This is a genomic window from Frankia sp. BMG5.23, from assembly GCF_000685765.2.
In the GTDB taxonomy this organism is placed as follows: domain Bacteria; phylum Actinomycetota; class Actinomycetes; order Frankiales; family Frankiaceae; genus Frankia; species Frankia casuarinae.
This window is the reverse complement of sequence record NZ_JDWE01000004.1, coordinates 126,263-147,383: the sequence shown is the minus strand read 5'-3', so window position 1 is coordinate 147,383 and position 21,121 is coordinate 126,263. Positions and strand designations below refer to the sequence as shown.

The 21,121-nt window shown below is 70.0% G+C and carries 17 protein-coding genes, 1 tRNA gene and 2 pseudogenes; 10 read left to right on the top strand and 10 right to left on the bottom strand.

Annotated features, from left to right (window positions below; genetic code table 11):
• Window positions 1-34 precede the first annotated feature (34 nt).
• The 5 genes and pseudogenes from BMG523DRAFT_RS03275 to BMG523DRAFT_RS27185 all read left to right on the top strand — a co-directional run.
• Window positions 35-2,332 carry a type IV secretory system conjugative DNA transfer family protein gene (locus BMG523DRAFT_RS03275; RefSeq protein WP_043590301.1) on the top strand — a complete coding sequence of 766 codons (2,298 nt, stop codon included), beginning with the start codon at window positions 35-37 and terminating at the stop codon, window positions 2,330-2,332.
• A 130-nt stretch (window positions 2,333-2,462) separates the two neighbouring features.
• Entirely contained in the window at window positions 2,463-3,278 is an 816-nt protein-coding gene (locus tag BMG523DRAFT_RS03270) for a replication-relaxation family protein (protein WP_051623748.1), read from the top strand.
• Between the two features lie 88 nt (window positions 3,279-3,366).
• Window positions 3,367-3,723, top strand: a complete 357-nt coding sequence (locus BMG523DRAFT_RS03265) for a helix-turn-helix domain-containing protein (RefSeq protein WP_051623747.1) — start codon at window positions 3,367-3,369, stop codon at window positions 3,721-3,723.
• A gap of 55 nt (window positions 3,724-3,778) precedes the next feature.
• Window positions 3,779-4,450: an ImmA/IrrE family metallo-endopeptidase gene (locus BMG523DRAFT_RS03260; protein ID WP_152987815.1), complete on the top strand. Its 672-nt coding sequence runs from the start codon at window positions 3,779-3,781 to the stop codon at window positions 4,448-4,450.
• 18 nt (window positions 4,451-4,468) lie between these two features.
• Window positions 4,469-5,485: pseudogene (locus BMG523DRAFT_RS27185) on the top strand (recombinase family protein); the annotation flags it as partial.
• 703 nt (window positions 5,486-6,188) lie between these two features.
• On the opposite strand, the gene BMG523DRAFT_RS03245 reads toward BMG523DRAFT_RS27185, so the two are convergent.
• Window positions 6,189-6,265, bottom strand: a tRNA-Ala gene (locus BMG523DRAFT_RS03245).
• An 82-nt stretch (window positions 6,266-6,347) separates the two neighbouring features.
• Window positions 6,348-6,893, bottom strand: a complete 546-nt coding sequence (locus BMG523DRAFT_RS25805) for a hypothetical protein (RefSeq protein WP_051623746.1) — start codon at window positions 6,891-6,893, stop codon at window positions 6,348-6,350.
• 894 nt (window positions 6,894-7,787) lie between these two features.
• Between BMG523DRAFT_RS25805 and BMG523DRAFT_RS03235 the strand changes: the two genes are divergently transcribed.
• Both BMG523DRAFT_RS03235 and BMG523DRAFT_RS03230 read left to right on the top strand, forming a co-directional pair.
• Entirely contained in the window at window positions 7,788-9,116 is a 1,329-nt protein-coding gene (locus BMG523DRAFT_RS03235; RefSeq protein ID WP_023840043.1) for a phosphoribosyltransferase family protein, read from the top strand.
• A 15-nt stretch (window positions 9,117-9,131) separates the two neighbouring features.
• Window positions 9,132-9,365, top strand: a pseudogene (locus BMG523DRAFT_RS03230) (DUF1918 domain-containing protein); the annotation flags it as partial.
• Between the two features lie 10 nt (window positions 9,366-9,375).
• On the opposite strand, the gene BMG523DRAFT_RS03225 reads toward BMG523DRAFT_RS03230, so the two are convergent.
• The 3 genes from BMG523DRAFT_RS03225 to BMG523DRAFT_RS03215 all read right to left on the bottom strand — a co-directional run bounded on the left by BMG523DRAFT_RS03225 (window position 9,376) and on the right by BMG523DRAFT_RS03215 (window position 11,569).
• Window positions 9,376-10,119 (bottom strand): ABC transporter ATP-binding protein, encoded by a 744-nt coding sequence (locus BMG523DRAFT_RS03225; protein ID WP_043590294.1) that lies wholly within the window; start codon window positions 10,117-10,119, stop codon window positions 9,376-9,378.
• Window positions 10,116-10,952, bottom strand: a complete 837-nt coding sequence (locus BMG523DRAFT_RS03220) for an ABC transporter permease (protein WP_023840046.1) — start codon at window positions 10,950-10,952, stop codon at window positions 10,116-10,118. Before BMG523DRAFT_RS03220 ends, BMG523DRAFT_RS03225 begins: the two co-directional genes overlap by 4 nt.
• Window positions 10,953-11,161: 209 nt before the next feature.
• Window positions 11,162-11,569, bottom strand: a complete 408-nt coding sequence (locus tag BMG523DRAFT_RS03215; RefSeq protein ID WP_011438358.1) for a molybdopterin-binding protein — start codon at window positions 11,567-11,569, stop codon at window positions 11,162-11,164.
• A gap of 254 nt (window positions 11,570-11,823) precedes the next feature.
• Here BMG523DRAFT_RS03215 and BMG523DRAFT_RS03210 point away from each other — a divergent pair, with 254 nt between their 5' ends.
• Both BMG523DRAFT_RS03210 and BMG523DRAFT_RS03205 read left to right on the top strand, forming a co-directional pair.
• Window positions 11,824-12,309, top strand: coding sequence for an NUDIX hydrolase (locus BMG523DRAFT_RS03210; RefSeq protein WP_011438357.1), 486 nt, complete (start codon window positions 11,824-11,826; stop codon window positions 12,307-12,309).
• 260 nt (window positions 12,310-12,569) lie between these two features.
• A complete protein-coding gene (locus BMG523DRAFT_RS03205) occupies window positions 12,570-13,136 on the top strand; it encodes a hypothetical protein (protein WP_023840047.1) in 567 nt (188 codons plus the stop codon).
• Window positions 13,137-13,163: 27 nt separating this feature from the next.
• Here BMG523DRAFT_RS03205 and BMG523DRAFT_RS25150 read toward each other — a convergent pair whose 3' ends face one another.
• Together BMG523DRAFT_RS25150 and BMG523DRAFT_RS03195 are read right to left on the bottom strand one after the other, a co-directional pair.
• Complete coding sequence (locus BMG523DRAFT_RS25150) at window positions 13,164-15,389, bottom strand: hypothetical protein (RefSeq protein WP_043590293.1); 2,226 nt, start codon at window positions 15,387-15,389, stop codon at window positions 13,164-13,166.
• 236 nt (window positions 15,390-15,625) lie between these two features.
• Window positions 15,626-16,384 (bottom strand): TetR/AcrR family transcriptional regulator, encoded by a 759-nt coding sequence (locus BMG523DRAFT_RS03195; RefSeq protein WP_232235089.1) that lies wholly within the window; start codon window positions 16,382-16,384, stop codon window positions 15,626-15,628.
• 198 nt (window positions 16,385-16,582) lie between these two features.
• Here BMG523DRAFT_RS03195 and BMG523DRAFT_RS03190 point away from each other — a divergent pair, with 198 nt between their 5' ends.
• Window positions 16,583-18,166 carry an MFS transporter gene (locus tag BMG523DRAFT_RS03190; RefSeq protein WP_011438353.1) on the top strand — a complete coding sequence of 528 codons (1,584 nt, stop codon included), beginning with the start codon at window positions 16,583-16,585 and terminating at the stop codon, window positions 18,164-18,166.
• Between the two features lie 25 nt (window positions 18,167-18,191).
• Here BMG523DRAFT_RS03190 and BMG523DRAFT_RS03185 read toward each other — a convergent pair whose 3' ends face one another.
• The 3 genes from BMG523DRAFT_RS03185 to BMG523DRAFT_RS03175 all read right to left on the bottom strand — a co-directional run bounded on the left by BMG523DRAFT_RS03185 (window position 18,192) and on the right by BMG523DRAFT_RS03175 (window position 21,056).
• Window positions 18,192-19,070, bottom strand: coding sequence for an acyl-CoA thioesterase II (locus BMG523DRAFT_RS03185; protein ID WP_235462826.1), 879 nt, complete (start codon window positions 19,068-19,070; stop codon window positions 18,192-18,194).
• A gap of 288 nt (window positions 19,071-19,358) precedes the next feature.
• Window positions 19,359-19,763 carry a VOC family protein gene (locus tag BMG523DRAFT_RS03180; protein ID WP_011438351.1) on the bottom strand — a complete coding sequence of 135 codons (405 nt, stop codon included), beginning with the start codon at window positions 19,761-19,763 and terminating at the stop codon, window positions 19,359-19,361.
• 162 nt (window positions 19,764-19,925) lie between these two features.
• Entirely contained in the window at window positions 19,926-21,056 is a 1,131-nt protein-coding gene (locus tag BMG523DRAFT_RS03175) for a family 43 glycosylhydrolase (RefSeq protein WP_011438350.1), read from the bottom strand.
• Window positions 21,057-21,121: the final 65 nt, after the last annotated feature.

Below are 21,121 nucleotides of genomic sequence, written 5' to 3'. Positions count from 1 at the left end.
CGGCCAGCGGTCGATCCGCGGCGGAGGCCCGCCCGTGATCCCGGCCATCGTCGTGGCGGCCAGCACCCTGGTGGTGCTCGGGACCATCATCGGGATGCGGGCGCTGGACGCCCGACGCTGGCGAGCCACGCTGGTGCCCTACCGACTGACGCTGCCGAGCGGCCTCAAGCCGGAAGACGTGGCCCAGTGGCTGGCCTTGGTTGCCGCAGCAACCCAAACGCCGCGCTGGTCGCTGCTGGTGCTGCCGCCGCTGGGCCTAGAGATCGTGGCCACCCAGCAGGGGATCACGCACTACGTGTTGCTGCCGAAGGCTGCCGAGGCCCGACTGTTGAACACCATCCGGGCGGGCCTGCCCAGCGCCAGGCTGGAAGCCGCCCCGGAGTTCCTGGACCGCCAGCCGCACTACCGGATCGCCGGAGAGCTAACCATGACCTCCCGTCGCCGGCCGTTGTCGAGCGATCGGGCGGAGAGCATCACGGCCAGCCACCTGTCGTCACTTCAGCCGCTGCGTTCGGGCGAGGAAGTACGGGTGCAGTGGGCGCTGACCAGCGCCGGGAACAGCGCCCCGGTGCACAGCGCCTCGGCCCGTGCCGGCGACGGTTGGTGGAGCACCTACCTCGTGGAGGGCACCGTGCCGGCCAACGCTGAAGCGGTGCGTGCTCAGCGGATCAAGGAAGCTGATCCGCTGCTGCATGCCGTAGCCCGGGTCGGGGTCGTTGCAGCCGATCACCGGCGGGCCAAGACCTTGCTGGCGCGTACCTGGTCGACGCTGCACGGGCCGAACGCCCCGGGCGTCAGCATGGTGCGCCGCTGGCTGCCGGCCGACATCGTGGCCCGGCGGATGGAACGGCGGGCGCTGCCGTTGACCCGCTGGCCGCTGCTCCTCAGCAGTGTCGAACTACCGAGCCTGGTCGGTTTTTTGCTGGGTTCGGTGTCGCTGCCGGGCATGCCGCAGGGCGGTAGCCGCCTGCTGGCCCCGTCACCGGGGATGCCCCGGACGGGCACGGTGTTGGCGCAGAGCAACTACGGCAGCGAGGCCGTACCCCTGGCCATGCGGACGTCGGACCGCTTGCGCCACCTCTACCTCTTGGGGCCGACCGGCGTCGGGAAGTCGACCCTGATCGACAACGTGGCGCTCCAGGATGCCGCCGCCGGCCTCGCCGTCCTGCTGATCGACCCCAAGGGCGACCTGGTCGACGACTTCCTGGCCCGCGTACCAGAGAACCGCCTGGACGACGTCGTAGTGCTCGATCCCTCGGCCACCGACCGACCGGTGGGCTTCAACCTCATCGGGGGCCTGCGCACCGAGCAGGACAAGGAACTGGCCGTCGACAACGTGGTGCACATCATGGCCGAGCTGTGGCGCAGCTCGTTCGGCCCGCGGACCACGGACGTCTTGCGCAGCTCGCTGCTGACGCTGACGCACACCACGGCCGCGGACGGCTCGGCCTTCACCCTGGCCGAGGTGCCGGAGCTGCTAACGAATCCGACATTTCGCCGCTCGGTGACCAACCAGCCGGGCGTGCCGGCCGGGGTCCGGCCCTTCTGGCATGCCTACGAGGAGATGAGCGACGTCCAGCGGTTGCAGGTCATTGGGCCGGCCATGAACAAGCTGCGGGCTATCCTGACCCGTTCGCCGCTGCGTCTCATGCTGGGTCAGAGCCAGGGCTTCGACCTGTCGGAGCTGTTCACCAAGCGCCGCATCGTGCTGGCCCCGCTGTATAAGGGCGTCATCGGCACGGACACGGCGCAGTTGCTCGGCGCGCTGCTGGTGGCCCTCTTCTGGCAGCGCACCCTGGCGCGGGCCGCGGTGCCGGCCGAGCAGCGGCGGCCGGTCATGGGTTTCGTGGATGAGGTCCAGGACGTGCTGCGGCTGCCGGTCGACATCGCGGACATGCTGGCCCAGGCCCGGGGCCTTGGCGTCGGGCTGACGCTGGCGAACCAGCAGCTCGGCCAGCTGTCGGACGTCATCAAGTCGGCGGTGCTGGGCACCGTGCGCTCCTCGGTCGTCTTCCAACTCGACTACGACGACGCCCAGAAGATGGCCCAACGCTTCGCGCCGCTGACCCGGGACGACCTCATGGGCCTGAGCGCGTACGAGGTGGCGCTCCGGCTCAACATCAACAACACCACGTACCGGCCGGTGACCGGCAAGACGCTCCCCTTGCCGGATGCGCTGCGTGACGGCCGGACCTTGGCCGAAGCCAGCCGCCAGCGCTTCGGCATGGCTCGCGAGGACGTCGAAGCGGCCTTGCGCGCCCGTGTCGGCCGTCCGGATGAAACCGGTGCCGGCGGGACCATCGGCCGCCGGCGGCGAGGAGGCACGGCATGACCACCCACCCGTTCGCCCCACCGCTCGCCCACCCGATCCCGTCGACCACAGCCCGACTGTTCCCCCTGTCCTGCCGGCAGTTTCATCCTTTTCGTCCAATGACACATGACCTCCCCTATGGAGGTCACCTATGACGGCCGCCCGCTACTCGCCGGCCATGATTGAGCTGCTGGTCGATCAACTCAGCGACCGGGACCGGGCCATCCTGCACGACCTTGGCAAGGTGCGGGTGCTCAGCGGCGCACAGCTCACCCGCTTGCACTTCCACGACCTTGCCGCTACATCCCGTGACCGCACTCGCCGTGGAGTTCTGGCCCGGCTCGCCGGTCATGACCTTGTCACCCCGCTGGACCGCGCGGTCGGCGGCGCCCGTTCCGGCAGCGAGGGACACGTCTACGCCCTCGGTGTCGCTGGCCAACGGGCGGTGCCGCTGCTCGACGCCGAGGAGGACTCCGCTAACCAGCCCGCACGACCGCGGCGGCCGTGGACGCCCGGTGAGTCTTTCCTGAAGCACACGCTGGCGATCTCGGAGCTGTACGTCCAGCTCGTGGAAGCGCAGCGGGCCGGACATCTGACCCTGCTCCGCTTCGCGGCCGAGGCCGGGGCCTGGTGGCCGGATGGGGCCGGCGGCCTGGTGAAGCCGGACGCCTCGGCCTGCGTGGCGTTCGGTGACGTCGAGGACTCCTGGTTCGTGGAGGTGGAGCGGTCCCGCAAGTCACCGGAAACGTTGCGGCAGAAGTTCCGTCGCTACGTCGACTTCGCCCATGCCGGCCAGCTCGGGCCGGACGGCGTCACGCCGCGGGTGCTGGTGACCGTGCCGCACGAGCGACGCCTTCAGGAGATCCGCAGCGTCCTGGCTCGCCTGCCGCCACCGGCCGATCAGCTCTTTACCGCCGTGCTCTTTGACGAAGCGGTAACGCAAGTGGTTCGGGTGCTGCGCGAGTGAGAGGTGATAATGGTCAATAATTGACAACTTCAAGTATTGCAAGCTTGCAATTTCTGAGGGATGCTATCAGAGAAAGGAGGATCGGACTATGGGAGAACCGATACGGCCGGAATCGCTCGGCCAGTATATCCGGCGTGTGCGCCGCGATCGGGGGCTCTCCGGCGTGCAGCTTGCCGGGCTCGTCGGTGTCCACCCCTCCAACATCTCCCGCATCGAGAGCGGCGAGACGGCCACCCCTACACCGGACCTGCTCCGGCGTATCGCTGCTGCACTAGACCTCGATCTCGCCGAACTACTGGCCTACCTCGGGTTGACCGTACCGCTGACCACGCCACCGCTCCACATCTACCTCCGTACGATCTACCCGGCTTTACCAGATGAAGCGCTCCAGGAAGCCGAAGAAGCGCTGGCCCGGATTGCAGAAAGATATGAGGTTGACCGCTAAGAAGTACCACGAGAACCACTGCGACACGTAAGGCATACCAAGAAAGGGGGAAGCCTTGACTACCGAAAGAAAAGATATTCTAACCCAAGTTCGAGAGATCATCCCGCCGCGCGCCGTAACCCAGGGCGAAGCCATGATCTTGGCCGAACGGCAAGCGACGCTGCTGCTGAAGCTGCTCGACATCCGCGAAGTCCCGGTCGACATATTCAAGATCAGCGACCTGCCGAACGTTGAGATACAAGTCAAGCCCCGGCACGAGATGCCGATCATCGCCGACCTGCCGGAGACCTCCGAAGTCGGTGGCGTCACCCATATGCGCCGCGACGGAAAAACCGTCTTCACCATTAACCGGGAAGACTCCATCGGCCGCCGCCGCTTTAGTCTCGGGCATGAACTGAAGCACATGATCGACGACCCGATTGTCACCACGTCCTACGCCCGGATCGGCTTCGGGAACGCCGAGAACCATGCCCGGCAGATCGAGCGGATCTGTGATCATTTCGCGGCCTGTTTCCTCATGCCCCGGACGGTCCTCAAGCGGGTCTGGTCCAGCGGGCTACAGGACATCGAAGCCCTGGCCGGCCAGTTCAAGGTATCCATATCCGCCATGCAGATACGCCTCAAGTACCTGGGACTGACCGACGAGGAAGAACGTCCGGTCTCGGAGTACTTCCGGCTGGACGGGCCGTCGATGTACTTCGGGGCTGACTGCCCCAACGCAGCATAAGCAACGAAAGGAGGAACCGTGAGCAAGCAGAAACGACCGGTGGTACGCGGTGAGCAGGCCATTGCTTACTACCGCGTCTCGTCTACCGGTCAGGTGAATACCGACTACGACCCGGAAGGCATCTCGCTGCCCGCCCAGCGCGTGGCCTGCACGGAGCGTGCCCGTGAGCTGGGTGTCGTCCTGGTCGATGAGTACCTCGACCCCGGCAGGAGCGGCAAGAGCATCGACCAGCGGCCGGCCTTCCAGGAGATGATCGCCCGCATCAAGGCCGACCCGACCATCAAGCACGTCTTCGTCTACGCCCTGTCCCGGTTCGCTCGGAACCGCTACGACGACGCCATCATGATGATGACGCTCGAACGGCTGGGTGTGCAGCTCCACTCTGCCACCGAGCGGAACCTGGACGCCTCACCGGCCGGCCAAGCGATGCACGGCATGATCGCTGTCTTCAACGAGTACCAGGTGCGGGTCAGCGGCGAGGACATCAAGTACAAGATGGGCCAGAAGGCCATGAAGGGCGGAACGGTCACCATCGCGCCCATCGGCTACCTGAACGTCCGGGAGCAGTTCGAGGGCCGCGAGGTTCGTACGGTCATCATCGACCCGGAACGCGGCCCCCTGATCACCCTGGCCTTCGAGCTGTATGCCACCGGCAAGTTCAACTTCCACACGCTCCGGGACGCCCTCACCGAGGCGGGCCTACGCACCAAGCCGACCAAGCGCTGGAGCGCCCGGCCGATCTCGGTGCACAAGATCGGTGATCTGCTGAAGGACCGCTACTACCTCGGCCTCGTCACCTACGAGGGTGAGGAGTACCAGGGCCGGCACGAGCCGCTGGTCTCGCAAGATCTGTTCGACCAGGTACAACGGGTGCTGTTCGCCGAACGGCAGGCCGGGGCACGGCAGCGTGTCCACAACCACTATTTGAAAGGGCTCGTCTGGTGTGACCGATGCCACAAGCGGCTGATCATCACGCCTGGCAAGAGCAAGACCGGCGTGACGTACTTCTACTACATCTGCCGGGGACGGCAGGACCGCTCCTGTGACCTGCCGTACCTGCCCGTAGCGGACGTCGAAGACGCCATCGTGCGGCACTACATCAATGTCCGACTCTCCGAGGAGTTCCGGGCCGACGTCCAGGCCCGCCTCGACGACGCCCTGTCCAGCACCACGGACAGTACCCGCCGGCTGCACGCCCAGTACGAACGGCAGCTCAAGGAGCTGAACAAGCGGGAAGACGGTCTGCTCGACCTCGTAGGTGACCCGGACTGGCCCAAGGACAAGCTGACGGCCAAGATGCGGGCCGTCCGGGAGGAACGCGCCCGGATCGAGGCCCGGCTGGGCGAGCAGGATCTTCCCCTCAATGAGGGCTACGAGGTGCTGACCACCGTGCTTCGCCTCCTGGAAGATCCGCAGGCGTTGTACCGGCGGTCGGGGCTCCGGGCACGGAAGGTGCTCAACAAGGCCGTCTTCACGCGGTTGTACCTTGATCAGGTCCACGCCGGGGCTGTGGTGACCGCTGACGACCTCAACGAGCCGTTCGCTACCCCCGTGACGGCACACCGGGCCTGGAGCCTTGGGGAGGCCGTGGATGAGGTGCTGGCGGAACGCGCTGTGCGCGTGGCTCCAGCACGCGAAAGCGGCGCCTCCCTTACGGGTGACGCCGCTTCCTTGGGGTTCACTACTACCGCCTCGCCGAACATCGTCCTGGTGGACGAGTGTTCGAGTAAGGCCGTAGTGGTGGAGGTGAGGGGACTCGAACCCCTGGCCTCCTCCGTGCGAGGGAGGCGCTCTACCAGGCTGAGCTACACCCCCTGGAAGCATCTGAAGCTTACAGGACCGCGTAGCCCATGTGACGACCACCCGGTTCGGATGGACCGCCACCTCCGGCCGGCCGTCAGCTGATGCTGATGCCCTCCTTGCCCCGAGCCCTCGATCGGGCGGCCGGCACGGCGACCTCCCGGGTGAGATCTGGCTGGATGCGCTCCGACAGGGCGAGGTCCGACAGGGCGAGGCCGGACCTCGCGACGGTGGCCATCAACCGGTCGAACAGGGGGGCCGCGGCGGCTGGCCGGAGCAGCCCCGCCTCATGGCCGCACCATCCCCACACCCGAGCGCCGTCGATGACGAGCTCCTGGTCCGGCTCGGTGCCTCGGGGGAAGGCCAGCCGGGCGTCGGTCGGAACATCCGGCGTGCCGAGCGGGTGGTGCGTCCACAGCTGCAGGGACTCCTCCGGGCACCACGCCTTGTCGCGGACGGCTATCTGCCATACCGCCCGTCCGGGCCGGTACAGGGCGAGCCGGATCGCCGTTCCCCGGCAACGGAACAGCAGACCGACCCCGTCGGGACGAACACCTCGTACCTCGACGGGCACCGGGGAGCTCCCCGAGCAGACGAGGTATCCCTCGCTCCGCAACCGGGCCATCCACGACTCGAAGGTCACAGCGAACGCTGCCTTCCTGATAGTTCTCGATAGCTACACAGTGATTACGTGATGATTACGCAGTAGTTGCGCTGGTCTGGGAAGCCCCATCGGGGGATCGGCCGGTCGGGACCGGACCAGCCGCCAGGGCCGGATCAGCCCGGCTGGCCCTGGCGGCGCGGCCACAGGTGACCGGGGCGGGCAGCGGGCTGGCGTGTGACGGGAGAAGACGGAGACGGCGCGACCTGGCTCATCCGGCGGAGCGCACAGCTCAGCCGGTTATCCGGGGAGCGCACACGGAGCACTCCGGTGAACGAACCGGCCGGGGCAGGACGGGAGTCCGGGAATACGGATGATCGATAGCTGCTCCCACCGGGAGCAAAAAGATCATCCGTTCAGGTCTGGCGCCGAGCTCCGAGGCCCCTCGCGCCCAGAACGGTCCCAGAATTACAGGACCGATGTGCTCGTCGCGCGTGCGGCGAGGCTCAGTGGACGCGAGGGCTGGGACAACACCGACAGCGCCCTGGACAACAGACCTCTCGCCACGCCCAGTGAGGGGTGGAGCCGGGCTGCCAACGGAGCGTCACATCTTTATTATGCACGGCAGCCCGGCCGGGCGTCGGAGCGCAAGTGGCCGCCGGAGATCGGTTCAGGCCCATGCGGACACGGTGATTCCGGCTGTCCGGAGTGCCTTGACGATCTTCACGCCGCACGCCGCGAACCACGCGCCACGCGCCACGCGCCGCACGCCACGCGCCGCACGCCACGCGCCGTGTATCGCTCGTCTCGGGGCAGGTGCCCCGAGACGGTGTGGGTCGGTATCCCGGCGACTACCGGGGAACGACAACCACAGGACGATGTCCGGTCCGGACGGCGAGCACGAGGAGTCCGCCCGGCCGGCACGAGGAGGTTGTCGTGATCTTCGATAATCGGGAGGAGGCCGGCCGGCAGCTCGGGCAGCGGCTGGCGCATCTACGCGGCCGTGATGTCGTTGTCGCCGGGCTGCCCCGCGGGGGCATTCCCGTCGCGTTCGAGGTGGCGCGGGCGCTGGAGGCCCCGCTGGACGTCATCCTCGTCCGCAAGCTCGGTGTCCCCTTCCAGCCTGAGCTCGCGATGGGGGCCATCGCCGAGGGTGGGGTGCGGGTCGTCAACGAGGAGGCCCGGCGGCTGGCCAACGTGGGGCCGGACGAGTTCGCCGCGGTTCAGGCGCGCGAGTTGGTGGAGCTTGATCGTCGGGCCCGGCGGTTCCGGAACGGCCGGCCAAGGATCCCGCTCGCCGGGCGGACGGTGGTCGTGGTGGACGACGGGATCGCGACCGGATCGACGGCCTCTGCCGCGTGCCAGGTCGTGCGGGCCCAGGGAGCCACCCACGTGGTGCTGGCGACCCCCGTTGCCCCCCGTGACCGGATCGGCTGGCTGCGCCGGCAGGCAGACGAGGTGGTCTGCGTCCAGACGCCCGACGCCTTCTTCGGTATCGGCGAGTTCTACGCGGACTTCTCCCAGACACCGGACGAGGAGGTCGTCGACCTGCTGCGCCGGGCCGCGCTGACGATGCCGGTCGGCGGCGCGGTAGCCGACCCGTCCGGCGGCGACGTCGAGGTCGACATCCCCGTCGGTCGAGTGCGGCTCGCTGGTCGGATCACCGTGCCCGACCCGTCCCGGGGAGTGGTCGTCTTCGCCCACGGCAGCGGCAGCAGTCGGCACAGCCCACGTAACCAGTTCGTGGCCCGCGACCTCAGTGCCGCGGGGCTCGCGACCCTGCTGTTCGACCTGCTCACCCCGGACGAGGAGCGTGACCGGGCGAACGTGTTCGACATCAGGCTGCTTGCCCGGCGGCTGATCGATGTGACCGGTTGGCTGCGCGGCCAACCGGTCACGGCTACCCTCCCCATTGGTTACTTCGGCGCCAGCACCGGCGCCGCCGCGGCGCTGCGGGCCGCCGCGGAAGGGGGGTTCCCCGTCGCGGCCGTCGTGTCGCGGGGCGGCCGACCGGACCTGGCCGCGGCGCAGCTGACCGCGGTACGCGCCCCGACGTTGCTCATCGTCGGTGCGCGGGACGATCTGGTCCTCGAGCTGAACCGGCAGGCCCAGGCCCGACTGCTGGGCTGCGAGAACCGGCTGGCGATCGTCCCGGGCGCCACGCACCTGTTCGCCGAGCCGGGTGCCCTGGAGCAGGCGGCCGCGCTCGCGCGTGACTGGTTCGTCGATCACCTGGCGTTGGCCGGCCATCCCGGTCGCGCCTGACCGGGTACTGACCTGCCCTCCGCGCGACGCCGGGCGATGCGTGCCCACCCGGGCGACACTCTGGTGGTCCACCGTCACACCACCCGGCAGCCGGATCGACTCGGCGAGATCTTCGAGGTGCGCTCGGTGGCGGGGGATCCGCCGTTTGCGGTCCGCTGGTCCGGCACGGGGCACGTCAGCTTCGTCTACCCGGGTCCGGATGCCGAGATCCGTCACCGCGACGAGGAGGCATGCGGCGGGGCCGGCTGAGCGGACCGGATCAGGCCTGGTCGACGACCCGCCCCGCATCGAGGGCGAGGATGCGGTCGGCGAGAACCTCGGCGTCCGTGGGATCGTGCGTGACGATGAGCACCGGAGCCGCCAGCGTCGGTAGCACATTATGCAGGAAGGACCTGACCTCGCGGCGGGTCGCGGTGTCGAGCGCGGCGAGCGGTTCGTCGAGCAGCAGCAGTCCGGGCCCTGATGCCAGCGCCCGCGCGAGCGCCACCCGTTGCCCCTGGCCGCCGGACAGGGCATCCGGTCGCCGGTCGCCGAGATGGCCGATCCCGAACCGTTCCAGCCAGGTGTCCGCGGACGCCCGGGCGTGCCGCCGGCCCTGACCGAGGCGGGCCCGCAGGCCGAAGGCGATGTTGTCGCGGGCCCGCAGGTGTGGGAACAGCAGGTAGTCCTGGAAGACCATGCCGACCGGCCGCTGTTCGGACGGGACGAAGCGGTGCTCGGCCGGGTCGTCGAGAACCTCGCCGGCGAGGGTGATCCGGCCCTCGTCGAGCGGGAGGAGACCGGCCAGGGCCCGCAGCAGCGTGCTCTTGCCCGCCCCGCTGCGGCCGAGGACGGCGACCGTCTCCCCCCGTGCCACGCTGACCTCGACGTCGAGCACGAACTGGCCCCGTCGCACCGTCATCAGCGCGCTGAGCCCGCCTGACGCCGGATCCAGGCCGGGGGCGGAGGGCGCCGCCCGCGCCGAATCTCCGGTGACGGTGTTCACGGGATGCCCTGTGTTCACGGGATGCTCCGCTCGAGCGCATCGGGGGCGCCGTCACGCGTTCCCCGGTTGCGTAAAATTCGCCGGGTGCCGGGGAACCACCGGCCCCGCAGCGCCACCAGAACCCCGACGCAGACCGCGAGCAGTACGAGTGACAGCGCGATGGCGGTGTCCGAGTCCGTCTCCAGCGCCAGGTAGACCGCGAGCGGCGTGGTCCGGGTGGTCCCGGGGAAGTTGCCGGCGAACGTGATCGTGGCCCCGAACTCGCCGAGGGCGCGGGCCCAGCACAGCGCCGCGCCGGCGGCCACCGCCGGCGCCGTCATCGGCATGGTGACTCGGCGAAACGTCATCCACGGCCCGGCGCCGAGGGTGGCGGCGGCGTCCTCGAACCGCCGATCGGCGCTGTTCAGCGCGCCCTCGACGGACACGACGAGGAACGGCATGGCCACGAAGGTCTGCGCGATCACCACGCCGACGCTGGTGAACGGGATGGTGATGCCGAACCAGCCATCGAGGTACTGGCCGACGATGCCGCGCCGACCCAGTACCAGAAGTAGGGCCACGCCGCCGACCACTGGCGGCAGCACGAGCGGGAGGGTGACCAGGGCACGCAGCAGAGACCGGCCGGGAAAACGCGTGCGGGCCAGCAGCCAGGCCAGGGGGACACCGAACAGCAGCGACAGCACGGTCGTGGCGGTGGCCGTCTCCACCGACAGGAGGAGGGCCTGCCGGACCGCGATCTCGGTGAGCAGATCGGGCAGGGCGGACCAGGGAGCGCGGACGAGCAGGCCGACGAGCGGCAGGAGCAGGAACAGGCCAGCGATCCCGGCCGGCACCAGCAGCGCCCAGGACATCCGGCGGCGCGTTTCCCGGCGAACCGTGCGGCGTGGATGTCCGCCGGTCCGCGGGTCACCCGGCCGGGGTGCCCGATCGCGCGGGCCGAACCGGCCGCGCGGGCCGAACCGGCCGCGCGGGCCGACGGCCCGTTGCTCCGGCTGACCCCCTCGAAGGAGCGAACCGCCGCGGGTCGACACGGCGGGCAGGCCCTTCTCGCTGATCGGGGTCAACGACGCTCGGGAAGCTCGATGACGACGTTGGTCGACTTCACCGCGCCGACCGCGAGGACGCCGGCTTCCAGCCCGAGTTCGTCGGCGGCCTCCCGGCTCATGAGCGAGACCAGGCGATGCGGGCCGGCCTGGATCTCGACCTGGGCCATCACCGTGTCGCGCACCACGCGGGTGATAATCCCGGGGAAGCGGTTACGCGCGGATTCGGCGACGACCGGCGTCTGGGCGGCGGTCTGCTCGGTCGCCAGATCCTTGGCGAATCCGGCCAGGGTGCCGCCTTCGATCGCCCGGCGGCCGGCGTCGTCCAGGACGGTTGGCAGTCGGCCGCTGTCCGCCCACCGGCGGATGGTGTCGTCGCTGACACCGAGCAGCGCGGCGGCCTCGCTGATCCGGAATCTCGGCATGGGGTGATCGTACCCGCATCTTCGGGGGAGCTGCGACGCATGATCCGAAATTACGGAGAAATCACAGAGAAATATCCGCTCCTGCGGGTCGGGCGGCGAGGTGGTCGGATTGACGGGACCGTGTCCTCGACCGACCCGATGTCGGCCGGATGACCGGTTGGCGCATCACGATCCGGTCCGGCGGGGCACGATGCGGAGGTTGCCCTTCTCGGCCCGACTCGCCCCCTGCCCGACTCGCCACTCCTGGAGCACCCGTGACACCGCTCGCTTCCAAACCGACCGCCACCACGTCCTACGGTGACCCGGTCGCCGGCCCCGTGCGGATCAACGCGCGCGCGCTGCTCGTGGCGGGTGATCGGGTGCTGCTCGCCAACGAGCGTGGCCAGAAGTCGTTCCACTTGCCGGGAGGCCGGGTTGAGCCGGGGGAGACCGTGCAGGCGGCGCTGCGCCGGCTGCTGAACGAGCAGGCCGGTATCGAACTGGACTACCTGACGTTCGTGGGCGGCATCGAGAGCATCTCGATCGAACGCGGTGGGCGGACGGGGGTGCTCGACGTCGTCTTCGCCGCTGACCGGTCGTGGGGCGCCGACTTCGGGAGCAGGCTGAATGATCTCGACATCGTCTCGGTGTCCCTTGGGAGCCTGCTCGACCTGGAACTAAGGCCCGCCGACCTGCGCCGACTGGTCCCCGCCTGGCTCACTAACACCCGTCCGGCCTGGTACGGGTCGGCCAGCCGCTGACCGTAGGCGCGCATCCTCACCTTCGCACGGTTGACCTCATCTCGACTTCAGGTTCTAGCGTTCCACGCCCGCACGCCCGCACGCCTGCGGGTCGGAATGCGGTCGGATGCAGGAGCCAGGCGACCCCCGCCACAGCCCCGTGACAGGCCCGATCCGGTGACGAACCGCCCTGGCCCCGGATCCCCTTGGGTACATTCGCCCGGTGTTCTCTCGACGCCGACCCTGGCCGTCGCGGTCCGCATCGGGCGCTGCATCGCGCGATGGTCACCGCTGTTTCCGTCGTCACCGCCGGACGGGGTGACAACGGCATGGTCGTCATCGGGGTGACGGGTCACCGCGGGCTCTCCGGCGGGCAAGCCGAATACACGGCCGGCGAGATGCGCCGGGTGCTGGCGCCTCTCGCCGCGGCCGGGTTGACCGGGATCAGCTGCCTGGCCGAGGGAGCAGACACCATCTTCGCCGACGTGGTCCTCGAACTTGGGGGCCGGCTCATCGTCATGATACCCGCGGCCGGTTACCGGGACTTTCAACCCGCTACGCATCGGCGCAACTACGACCGGCTGCTCGGCCGCGCCACCGAGATACGCAGCCAGGACCGGGCGAAGCCCGATCTGCCCAGCCTGATGTCGGCGAGCCGCCTTCTGGTCGACGCATCCGACCGGGTTCTCGCGGTGTGGGACGGTCTGCCGGCGCGTGGCTTCGGGGGGACGGCGGACGTCGTCTCCTACGCGCGCTGGCGACGCAAACCCCTCCAGATCATCTGGCCCGACGGTGCCGTACGGGCGGGGGCGACCTCCGTCGCCGGCTCGGGCGAACGACAGCGGTAACCGGCGGAGGTCGCCGCGGGGCCTGGGCTACCGCGGGGCCAACGTCACGACGTCCACCTGCACCGGGGCGAGACTCCTCCTGGCCGGAGCCGTCGTGGCCGGTGGCCGGGTCGTTGCCGGCCGGGTCGTTGCCGGCCGGGTCGTTGCCGGCCGGGTCGGGGGCTTGGTCGCCGTGGACGTCACGGAAGCTGCGCTGGCGGTCGTTGCCGCGCGGGTGGTCCGGCCACCGGTGGCCGGGGTGCCGGTGGTCGGGGTGCGGGTGGTCGGGGTCCTGGCCTCGATCGGCCCGGCGGCCACTCCTGCCGCCGCTGCGGACGGCCTGGTCGGCACCGGCGGGGCGGCGGCGAGAACGGGCGGTGCCTGGTGCGCAGGCGGGGAGGCCGCCGACGCCGGGCCGCCGGAGGAGCGCCCGGGCGGCGCGGACCTGCCACCCGCCGCGAGGCGCAGGGTGTTCAGAGCGAAGTCCTCCGCCGCCAGGTCGTTCTGCTGTTCCTCTTCGGTCGGGCCGAGGACGGATCCGCCGCCGGGGGCGCTGGGCCCACCTGAGCCGGGTTCGTCCACGGCGAGCTCCTCCGTGGCGGGGCTGCCTGACGCGGCGGGCCGGGGGGCGGCTGGTGTCCGCACGGGCGGGCGGCCCTCGCGGGATCCGGACCGGCCGCTGCTCGGAGTGTCCACGGTGCCGCCGTCGTCCGGCTGTGACTCGTGCAACGGAGCACGCGCACCCGTGGTCACGTCGTCGGGCGAGGAGTTGAGCCCCGCAGCGGTGGCTGCGGCGGCCACAGCGGCCACCGCGGCCACCGCGAATGCGGCGACCGGGCGCATCCGGGACCGGCGAGCACGAACGAGCGGGTCCGCCGGCAGGCGTTCCACCCGTGGCTCGGCCGCCCGCCTCGCTGATGTGGATCTCACCGATGCCGCTCGCCCGGAGTCCGCTCGCCCGGAATCCGGACGCGGGGAGGCCTCCCGGCGCTCCGGCGGTGGCAGTGTCGGGGTCGGGGGCAGTGTCGGGGTCGGGGGCAGTGTCGGGGTCGGTGGCAGTGTCGGGGGCGGTGGCAGTGTCGGGGGCGGCGGCAGTGTCGGGAGCGGCGGCAGTGTCGGGAGCGGCGGCAGCGCCCGGGCGGCCATCGGGTCCGGGACACTCCCGGTGGGGCTCGGTGCCCGCCGACCGGTGCTGTGCCGCCCGCCCGTGGCCGTCCTGAGGGGAGCCTTTCCGGGGGGAGCCGTCCGGGTCGGTGGTCGAGGATCGGTAGGCTCAGGCCGCGGATCCGCGCCTGTCGTCGCGGCGCCCGCCCGCCCGCCGTGAGCCGTGGCGGCCTGTCGGCCACGGCCCCACGCCGCTCGGGTCGACCGCGGCTTCGATCCGGCGAGCAGCGCCAGCAGTTCGGTGGTATCGGGCAGAGAGGCCCCATCGGCCTGTCGCACACGGGCGAGCGCTCGCCGCACCCCCTCGCCGATGGGAGCCGTGTGCTCCGACCGGTCGGCGCGGCGTCGTCCGGCCCGGGCCGCGGGTTCGACAGACCCGCTGGGCTTTCCCGTCGCGGCCAGATCGACGATCCCGGCCCACGCGACGATGTCAGCGGCGGGGCCCTCCCAGCCACCCGCCGCGGGACCGTAGCCATAGCCGGGCACATAGCCGGGGCTGCTGGGGGGAGGCCACAGGTGGCCGGAGCGCCCGGCGACGATGTGCGGCGTCCCGGGCGCCGTCCCGCCGGCCGAGCCGGCCGCGGGGGACAGCAGCAGTGGCCGCAGGGCCGCCGCGACACCCAGGTCTACCAGCCGCGGCCCGGTAACGGAGAGCACGACATCCGTTGCCGTCAGGTCGCCGAGTGCGCCGACCGTGCGGTGCGCCGCATCGATGGTCTCCAACAGGGTCCGGGCAAGGCGGTCGATCTCGTCCGAGGACAGCGGTCCGCGTTCGGTGAGCTCGCGGGCCAGGGTCGGGCCCCCGACGAACTCCGTGACCATGTAGGGCCGCTCGGCGGCGGGCGCGGCGTCGAGCACGCCGCAGGTGTGTGCCCCGGCCAGCACGCGAGCGCGGTCGATCGCCGCCGCGAACCGGGCCCGCATGTCCGCGCGCAGGGCGTCGCCCGGGTGCAGCGCGCGGACCGCGACCTGCGCGCCTCCGACCGCACGGCTCAGATAGACGATGCCGGTGATGCCGGCGTCCAGCCGACCGAGCAGCTGGTAGGGCCCGAGTGAGGTGGGCTCGCCAACGGCGAGCGGCGCGACGTGACGAGGTAGCCGAGCGGTCATGGTGATAATGCCCCGAATGCGGCTCGTGGACGGTCAGCGGCGTTTATTCTCTCCGACGGTAGCTACTCCAGTCGTGTCCGTGAAGACCGCTACGCCTCCTTCTTCGCCCTTCTTCGCATCCGCAGCGAATTCGGCATCCGCCGTGACGTCGGCGGGCACGGGGCACGAGCGCAGTGATCATCGTCGGCGGAACATCGCCCGGCTGTTCCCCGGTCGGCTACGTCCCGGCCGACCGATCATTGGTCGGTTGGCGGCTCCGGCGCGTACGCGACGGCGATCCCGTCGAGAAGCCATTTCAGCGCCTGCTCGAAGCGCGGCGCCGTGTATCCGCAGCCGAGGGCGGCGATGGCGCGCAGCCGTGGGTACTCCTTCTCGGCGGTCTGTGCGTCCTCGGCGCTCTGCGCGCGGTTGAGGACCTGGGCGTCAAGGACCTGGACGGAGAAAACCGGTTGCGCCGTCGGGACACCGGGGCGATTCTGGGCGTCGGCCGCCGGAGGCCGTCGGCGGTCGAAATCCTCTCGGTCGCCGAGTTCGCGCAGCGTGCAGCCGACCACCAGATCATTAAGCGAGTGGATGATGCGCAGCTGGTCCTGCGGATCATCGGTGATCTTCGAGGCGACGGTCAGGCACTGCTCGATGTGCCGCAGCTTGTTGGGACCGAAACCCCGGCGGATGCCGATCCGAAGGGCCCAGGGATGTTCCTGGAAGGACCGCCTCGCGCGCCGGGCGATCTGGGTGAGGCCGTCCCGCCAGTCCTCGGGAATCTCGTCCAGCAGATGCCCGGCCAGGAACGCGTCCCACATCAGGCCGGTCAGTTCGTCCTTGTCCCGGACGTGGTGGTAAAGCGTCATCGTCCCGACGCCCAGATGTGCGGCGATCCGCCGCATCGACACCGCCGCGAGCCCCTCCGCGTCGGCGATCTCCATCGCGGCCAGGGCCAGCCGTTCACCGCTCAGGGGCGTCCGGCATCCCGGTGGGGTGGACACCCGTGCCATCGGCTTCCCCGGGGGCCGCCCCGGGGCCGCACTCGGCGGCGCCGCCATCGCCACTCACCTCCTGGCAGGACGCCTCCTGGCAGGAGGCACGGGCTGCCATTTTGGCGTTGGTACATCGTACGGCGTAGGGTTGGCCCAGCGTTCGTACGGTGTACGAAGGCTGGAGCTGTACGAAGGCTGGAGCTTGGAGGTATTCGGGTGAGGGCAGATTCGGACGAGGGTGGTTCGGGTGAGGGTGGTGCCGTGGTCGGCAGGACCGCCGGTACCGGGGCGGGCGCCTCGCCGGAAGGTGGCGCACCGCCGGGCCGGCGGATTCCGGGCTGGGCCGTGCTGGCCGTCTGCTGCCTGGCCCAGTTCATGGTCGTTCTGGACATTTCGATCGTGAACGTCGCGCTGCCGTCGATGCAGACCGATCTCGGGATGACGGCGAGCGGCCTGCAGTGGGTGGTCAACGCCTATACGATCGCGTTCGCGGGTCTGCTGCTCTTCGGCGGCCGGGCGGCGGATCTGTTCGGTCGCCGCCGGGTGTTCGTGGCCGGGCTGGCGCTGTTCACCCTGGCGAGCCTCGGCGGTGGTTTTGCGCGGACCGAGGCGCAGCTCATCGTCGCCCGGGCCGTGCAGGGGCTGGGCGGGGCCGTGCTCGCCCCGGCGACGCTGACCCTGTTGATGACCTCCTTCGCCGAGGGGCGGGAGCGGACCCGGGCGTTGGGCGCGTGGGGCGCCACCGCGGCCAGCGGCGGGGCGCTTGGCGCGATCGTCGGCGGTGCGCTGACCGAGGTCGCGAACTGGCGGTGGGTGCTGTTCGTCAACGTGCCGATCGGCGTGGCGCTCCTCGTGGCCGCCCGGCTCGTGCTCGTCGAGTCGCGGGGCCAACTGAGCCGGCTGCGTGATCTCGACATTCCCGGCACGGTGACCGTCACCGGGGGTCTGGTGCTGTCGGTCTACGTCATCGTCCGCACCGAGAGTTCCTCCTGGACGTCCCCGGTCACACTCGGGATGCTGGCCGGGGCGGTAGTGCTTCTTGCCGCGTTCGTGGCCGTCGAGGTCACGACCCCCGCCCCGCTGGTGCCGCTGAGCGTCTTCCGCTACCCCGGGCTCGCCGCGGCGAACTCGGTCGCAGCCTTCCTCGGCGCCGCTATGTTCACGATCTTCTTTTTCCTTACCCTCTTCCTCCAGCAGGTTCAGGGTTACAGCCCGCTGCGCGCCGGGGTGGCCATGCTCCCGATGCCGCTCATGATCATCGTTGCCTCGCGGATTGTCACCCGGATGATCGGGCGGCTCGGTCCGCGGCCGATCATCGTGTTCGGTCTCGTGAGCGGAACGGCGGGTCTGCTCTGGATGTCGACGATCACCCGGGACGGCTCGTACTGGGTGCACGTGTTCGGCCCGGTCCTGATCGTCGGGCTGGGGGTGGGGTCTATCATGGTCGCGATGGTCGCTGCGGCCACGGCGGGCGTGCCGATGCGCCTGGCGGGCCTCGCGTCGGGTCTGATCAACACCAGCCGCCAGATCGGCGCGGCGATCGGCCTCGCCGCGGTGTCGACGATCGCGACCAGGCATACCGACGGCCGCCTCAGGCACGGGGCCGCGCGGCTTGACGCGCTGGCCTCCGGCTACTCCCTCGGGCTGTTCATCGGCGGCTGCGTCCTCGCGGTCGGGATCCTGGCCGCGCTGCTGCTGCCCCGTGTCCGGCGGCCCGAGCCGGAGCCGCCCCTCGGCGCGACGGAGAAGACCGCGTCCGGGGCCTCGGATGACGAGGACCAGGCACTCGCGGAGATCTGATCCATTTCTATCAGCCGTGCGGACATCAGATCGCGGATCCGCGCAGCAGCCCGACGAGCTCACTGCCCGCGCGTAGCTCCCCGTCCGGGCCGAAGACCTCGACGCGACCGATCGCCCGGCCGTGGCCCGCGTGCAGGGTACGCACCCGGAACAGATGCCAGTCCCGGACGTCCAGGTCGTCGTAGAAGGTCACATTCTGCGATAGGACAGCGACTGCCAGGCGCTTGGTGGGGGTCAGGCCGGTGACGGCCAGCAGGTCGGACAGCGGCAGCAACTCGCAGCTGTGCGCGATGAACGCCCTCCACAGGGACCGGTCCTCCGGCGCCTCGGGGATGCGCTGCCATTGGTCCAGCTGATGGGTGTCCGCTCGGGGAAGCACCCGAACTTCCCAGGGCATCATCGGACGGTCAAGGGGGCTGGCGTGCTGCGGGCCGAGGAAGTCGGACTCGGTGGAGCGCAGGCGCAGGAAGTCCGGCTCCGGGGAACGGAGCATCACGTCCGCCCGGCAGATCTGCAACGAGTCCTGCCGGAAGGTCAGGGCCAGGGAGTCGATCGACCGCCCGTGGGCCAGCCGCTCGACGTCGATCCAGACCGGTTGGCGGCAGTCGCCGGGGCGCATGAACACCGTTTGCAGGCTGTGCGTGATCTTGTTGGGGGTCATGCGCTCGGCGAGAACGATCTGCTGGCCGAGCAGCTGCGCCCCGAGGACGCCGCCGTGTGTGCTGGGCAGGCATCGGGCCGGCACCGGCGGAACATCCCCGCCGAGGTCGAGAACTGCCAGTAGTTCACTCAGAGTGCACTGGCCGGGCGCCGGCACCGCATCGACCTGATCCTGCGTGCTTGCCCGTTGCTTGGGGGCCTCGCCGGCTCGTGCGTCCGTTGTCTCCGCGGATTGTGTACCCACAGCGCACCCTTCCCGTGGACGCTCGCCAGGTGCGGATGCCGCGGACGCCCGCGCTGGACGCCCGCGCTGGACGTCCAGGTCGGGGGACCGCGACCGGTCGCTGCACTCTCTGGCGAACTGCCACACGTGGATCATGACTCCGCCCGGCGCGGAGCCTCGCGGCAAATATCGACCTGTTCGCCGCTGACCGCTGGCCGCAGTGGCGCACGCCACGTTCCATCGAGCCCATATGACCGATAAAAGGTGCTCCTTATCGGTCTGCTCGCCGATTTCGGACTGTTCCCGATCTCAGACTGCTCTGGAATCTGCTTCGAATCCCCCGTAGGGACGGGTGATGATCTCCATGCCGTGACCGGCCGGGTCCAGGAAGTACAACCCGCGTCCGCCGTCATTATGATTGATCTCGCCCGGGTGCTTGCGCTGCGGATCCGCATAGTAGGTGATCCCGGCCCGTTGGATCCGCTCGAACGCCGCGTCGAACTCCTCCTCGGAGATCAGGAACGCGTAGTGCTGCGCAGTGATCGACCCAACCGGGGCGGTGGCGAAGTCCAAGGTGACACCGTTTGCGGTGACGACTGGGATGAACGGCCCCCACGCGGCGCCGACCTCGAGATCCAGGATATCCGCCAGAAACTCGGCCGATTCCCGGTTATTCCGGGCATGCACAATAGTATGATTCAGTTCGACTGGCATATGGAACTTCTCCGTAAGTCGCTTGGTCTGTAAGGCGCTTTGTTCGCGAGTCGCTCTGTCGGCATCTCCATGGCCTCGTGGTCCTCGGTGGAGATGCCGGGAATGCCCGGATTCGGAATGTCGTAGTCCGCGAAGACGACGGGGAGCCGGCCCACCACCTGGTTATCCCATCCGGTCCTCGCCGTCTACCCGATCCTCGTGCTGCCGGCGGCGCTCGTGGGGCGGGTCACGCTCATCCGGATCAAGCACCCGTCCCCGGACGAGGGAATCGACGTGCAGCGTCACCGCGTCCCGGGTGACGTCGAGCGGAGCGACGACGAACCGACCGATCGGCAGGTAGACGCCGTCGGGTCGGGAGTCCCAGCTGTGCAGCCCCACCCACCAGCGGTCCCGCGCGTCGGTGAAGGCATGGGCCCCGCTCGGTCCGAAGCCGACCTTTCCCCCGGTCAGCATCGGTTCGCCCGCCGGCAGGCAGGGCCCGAGCGGCCCTTTGCACGACGCGGTCGCCACCACCTGCCGTCCACCGAGCGACGACGCGGCCGAATAGAGCAGATGGTGACGCCCGCGGGCTGAGATCATCGATGGTGCCGAGATCCGCCCCTGCTGCCAGGACAGGCTCGGGCGGAGCATGACGGCGGGTTCGCCGGTGAGCACGAGTCCGTCGGACCGCAGCCGCGCCGCCCACAGGGTGGGCGGCGCGCCGTGGTTCCGGTCCGAGCCGCCGCCCGCACCGGGGCTTGCCCAGGCCAGGTAGGCGCGTCCGGCTTCGTCAACGAAGGGACTCGGATCCGAGCTGCCGCCGTCCGCGGTCTGGCAGATGAAGGGCGCGAGGGAGGTGTCGACGAACGGACCGTCGGCGGAGTCGGCGGTCGCCGCGGAGATACAGCGGACGCCGAGGCCACGCACGGCCGTCGCGTAGTACATGACGAACCCGTGGCCGAAGGCGCCGACGGCAGCCGGGCCGAGGCCGCCCGCGGGGTCGGCCCAGGGCGGCAGGGCGCGCAGCGCGGCCGGCTCGATCGTCCAGCTCCGGCGGTCCCGGCTGGAGAGCACGTCAACGGTGCCGGGGGAGTCCGGGTCCACACCGAAGGCATAGGTTGTCCGGTTGCGGGTGATCAGGGACGGGGCTGAGAACTCGATCCCGGGGACGAGGACGGCCCGGGAACCCGGGCCCGGACCGGACCTGGCAAGGTACAACCCGCCTAGGACGATGATGATGACGACCACGGCGGGCTGGCGCCGGACGAAGTCGATCAGACCCTGAGCGAGCCCGGCGCCCTTCTCTCCGGCCATCCCGCCACCATCCTCAGGGCAAGTATCTGAGTAAGCATCTAATGGCAGAGTGTATTCGCGGTCAG

Bases quoted from the DNA above. Each gene is read 5' to 3' on its own strand.
- BMG523DRAFT_RS03270 (WP_051623748.1), top strand. From the start codon at position 2,463: ATGACGGCCGCCCGCTACTCGCCGGCCATGATTGAGCTGCTGGTCGAT.
- BMG523DRAFT_RS03265 (WP_051623747.1), top strand. From the start codon at position 3,367: ATGGGAGAACCGATACGGCCGGAATCGCTCGGCCAGTATATCCGGCGT.
- BMG523DRAFT_RS03220 (WP_023840046.1), bottom strand. From the start codon at position 10,952: ATGTCCTGGGCGCTGCTGGTGCCGGCCGGGATCGCTGGCCTGTTCCTG.
- BMG523DRAFT_RS03215 (WP_011438358.1), bottom strand. From the start codon at position 11,569: ATGCCGAGATTCCGGATCAGCGAGGCCGCCGCGCTGCTCGGTGTCAGC.
- BMG523DRAFT_RS03205 (WP_023840047.1), top strand. From the start codon at position 12,570: ATGGTCACCGCTGTTTCCGTCGTCACCGCCGGACGGGGTGACAACGGC.
- BMG523DRAFT_RS25150 (WP_043590293.1), bottom strand. From the start codon at position 15,389: ATGACCGCTCGGCTACCTCGTCACGTCGCGCCGCTCGCCGTTGGCGAG.
- BMG523DRAFT_RS03195 (WP_232235089.1), bottom strand. From the start codon at position 16,384: ATGGCACGGGTGTCCACCCCACCGGGATGCCGGACGCCCCTGAGCGGT.
- BMG523DRAFT_RS03180 (WP_011438351.1), bottom strand. From the start codon at position 19,763: ATGCCAGTCGAACTGAATCATACTATTGTGCATGCCCGGAATAACCGG.
- BMG523DRAFT_RS03175 (WP_011438350.1), bottom strand. From the start codon at position 21,056: ATGGCCGGAGAGAAGGGCGCCGGGCTCGCTCAGGGTCTGATCGACTTC.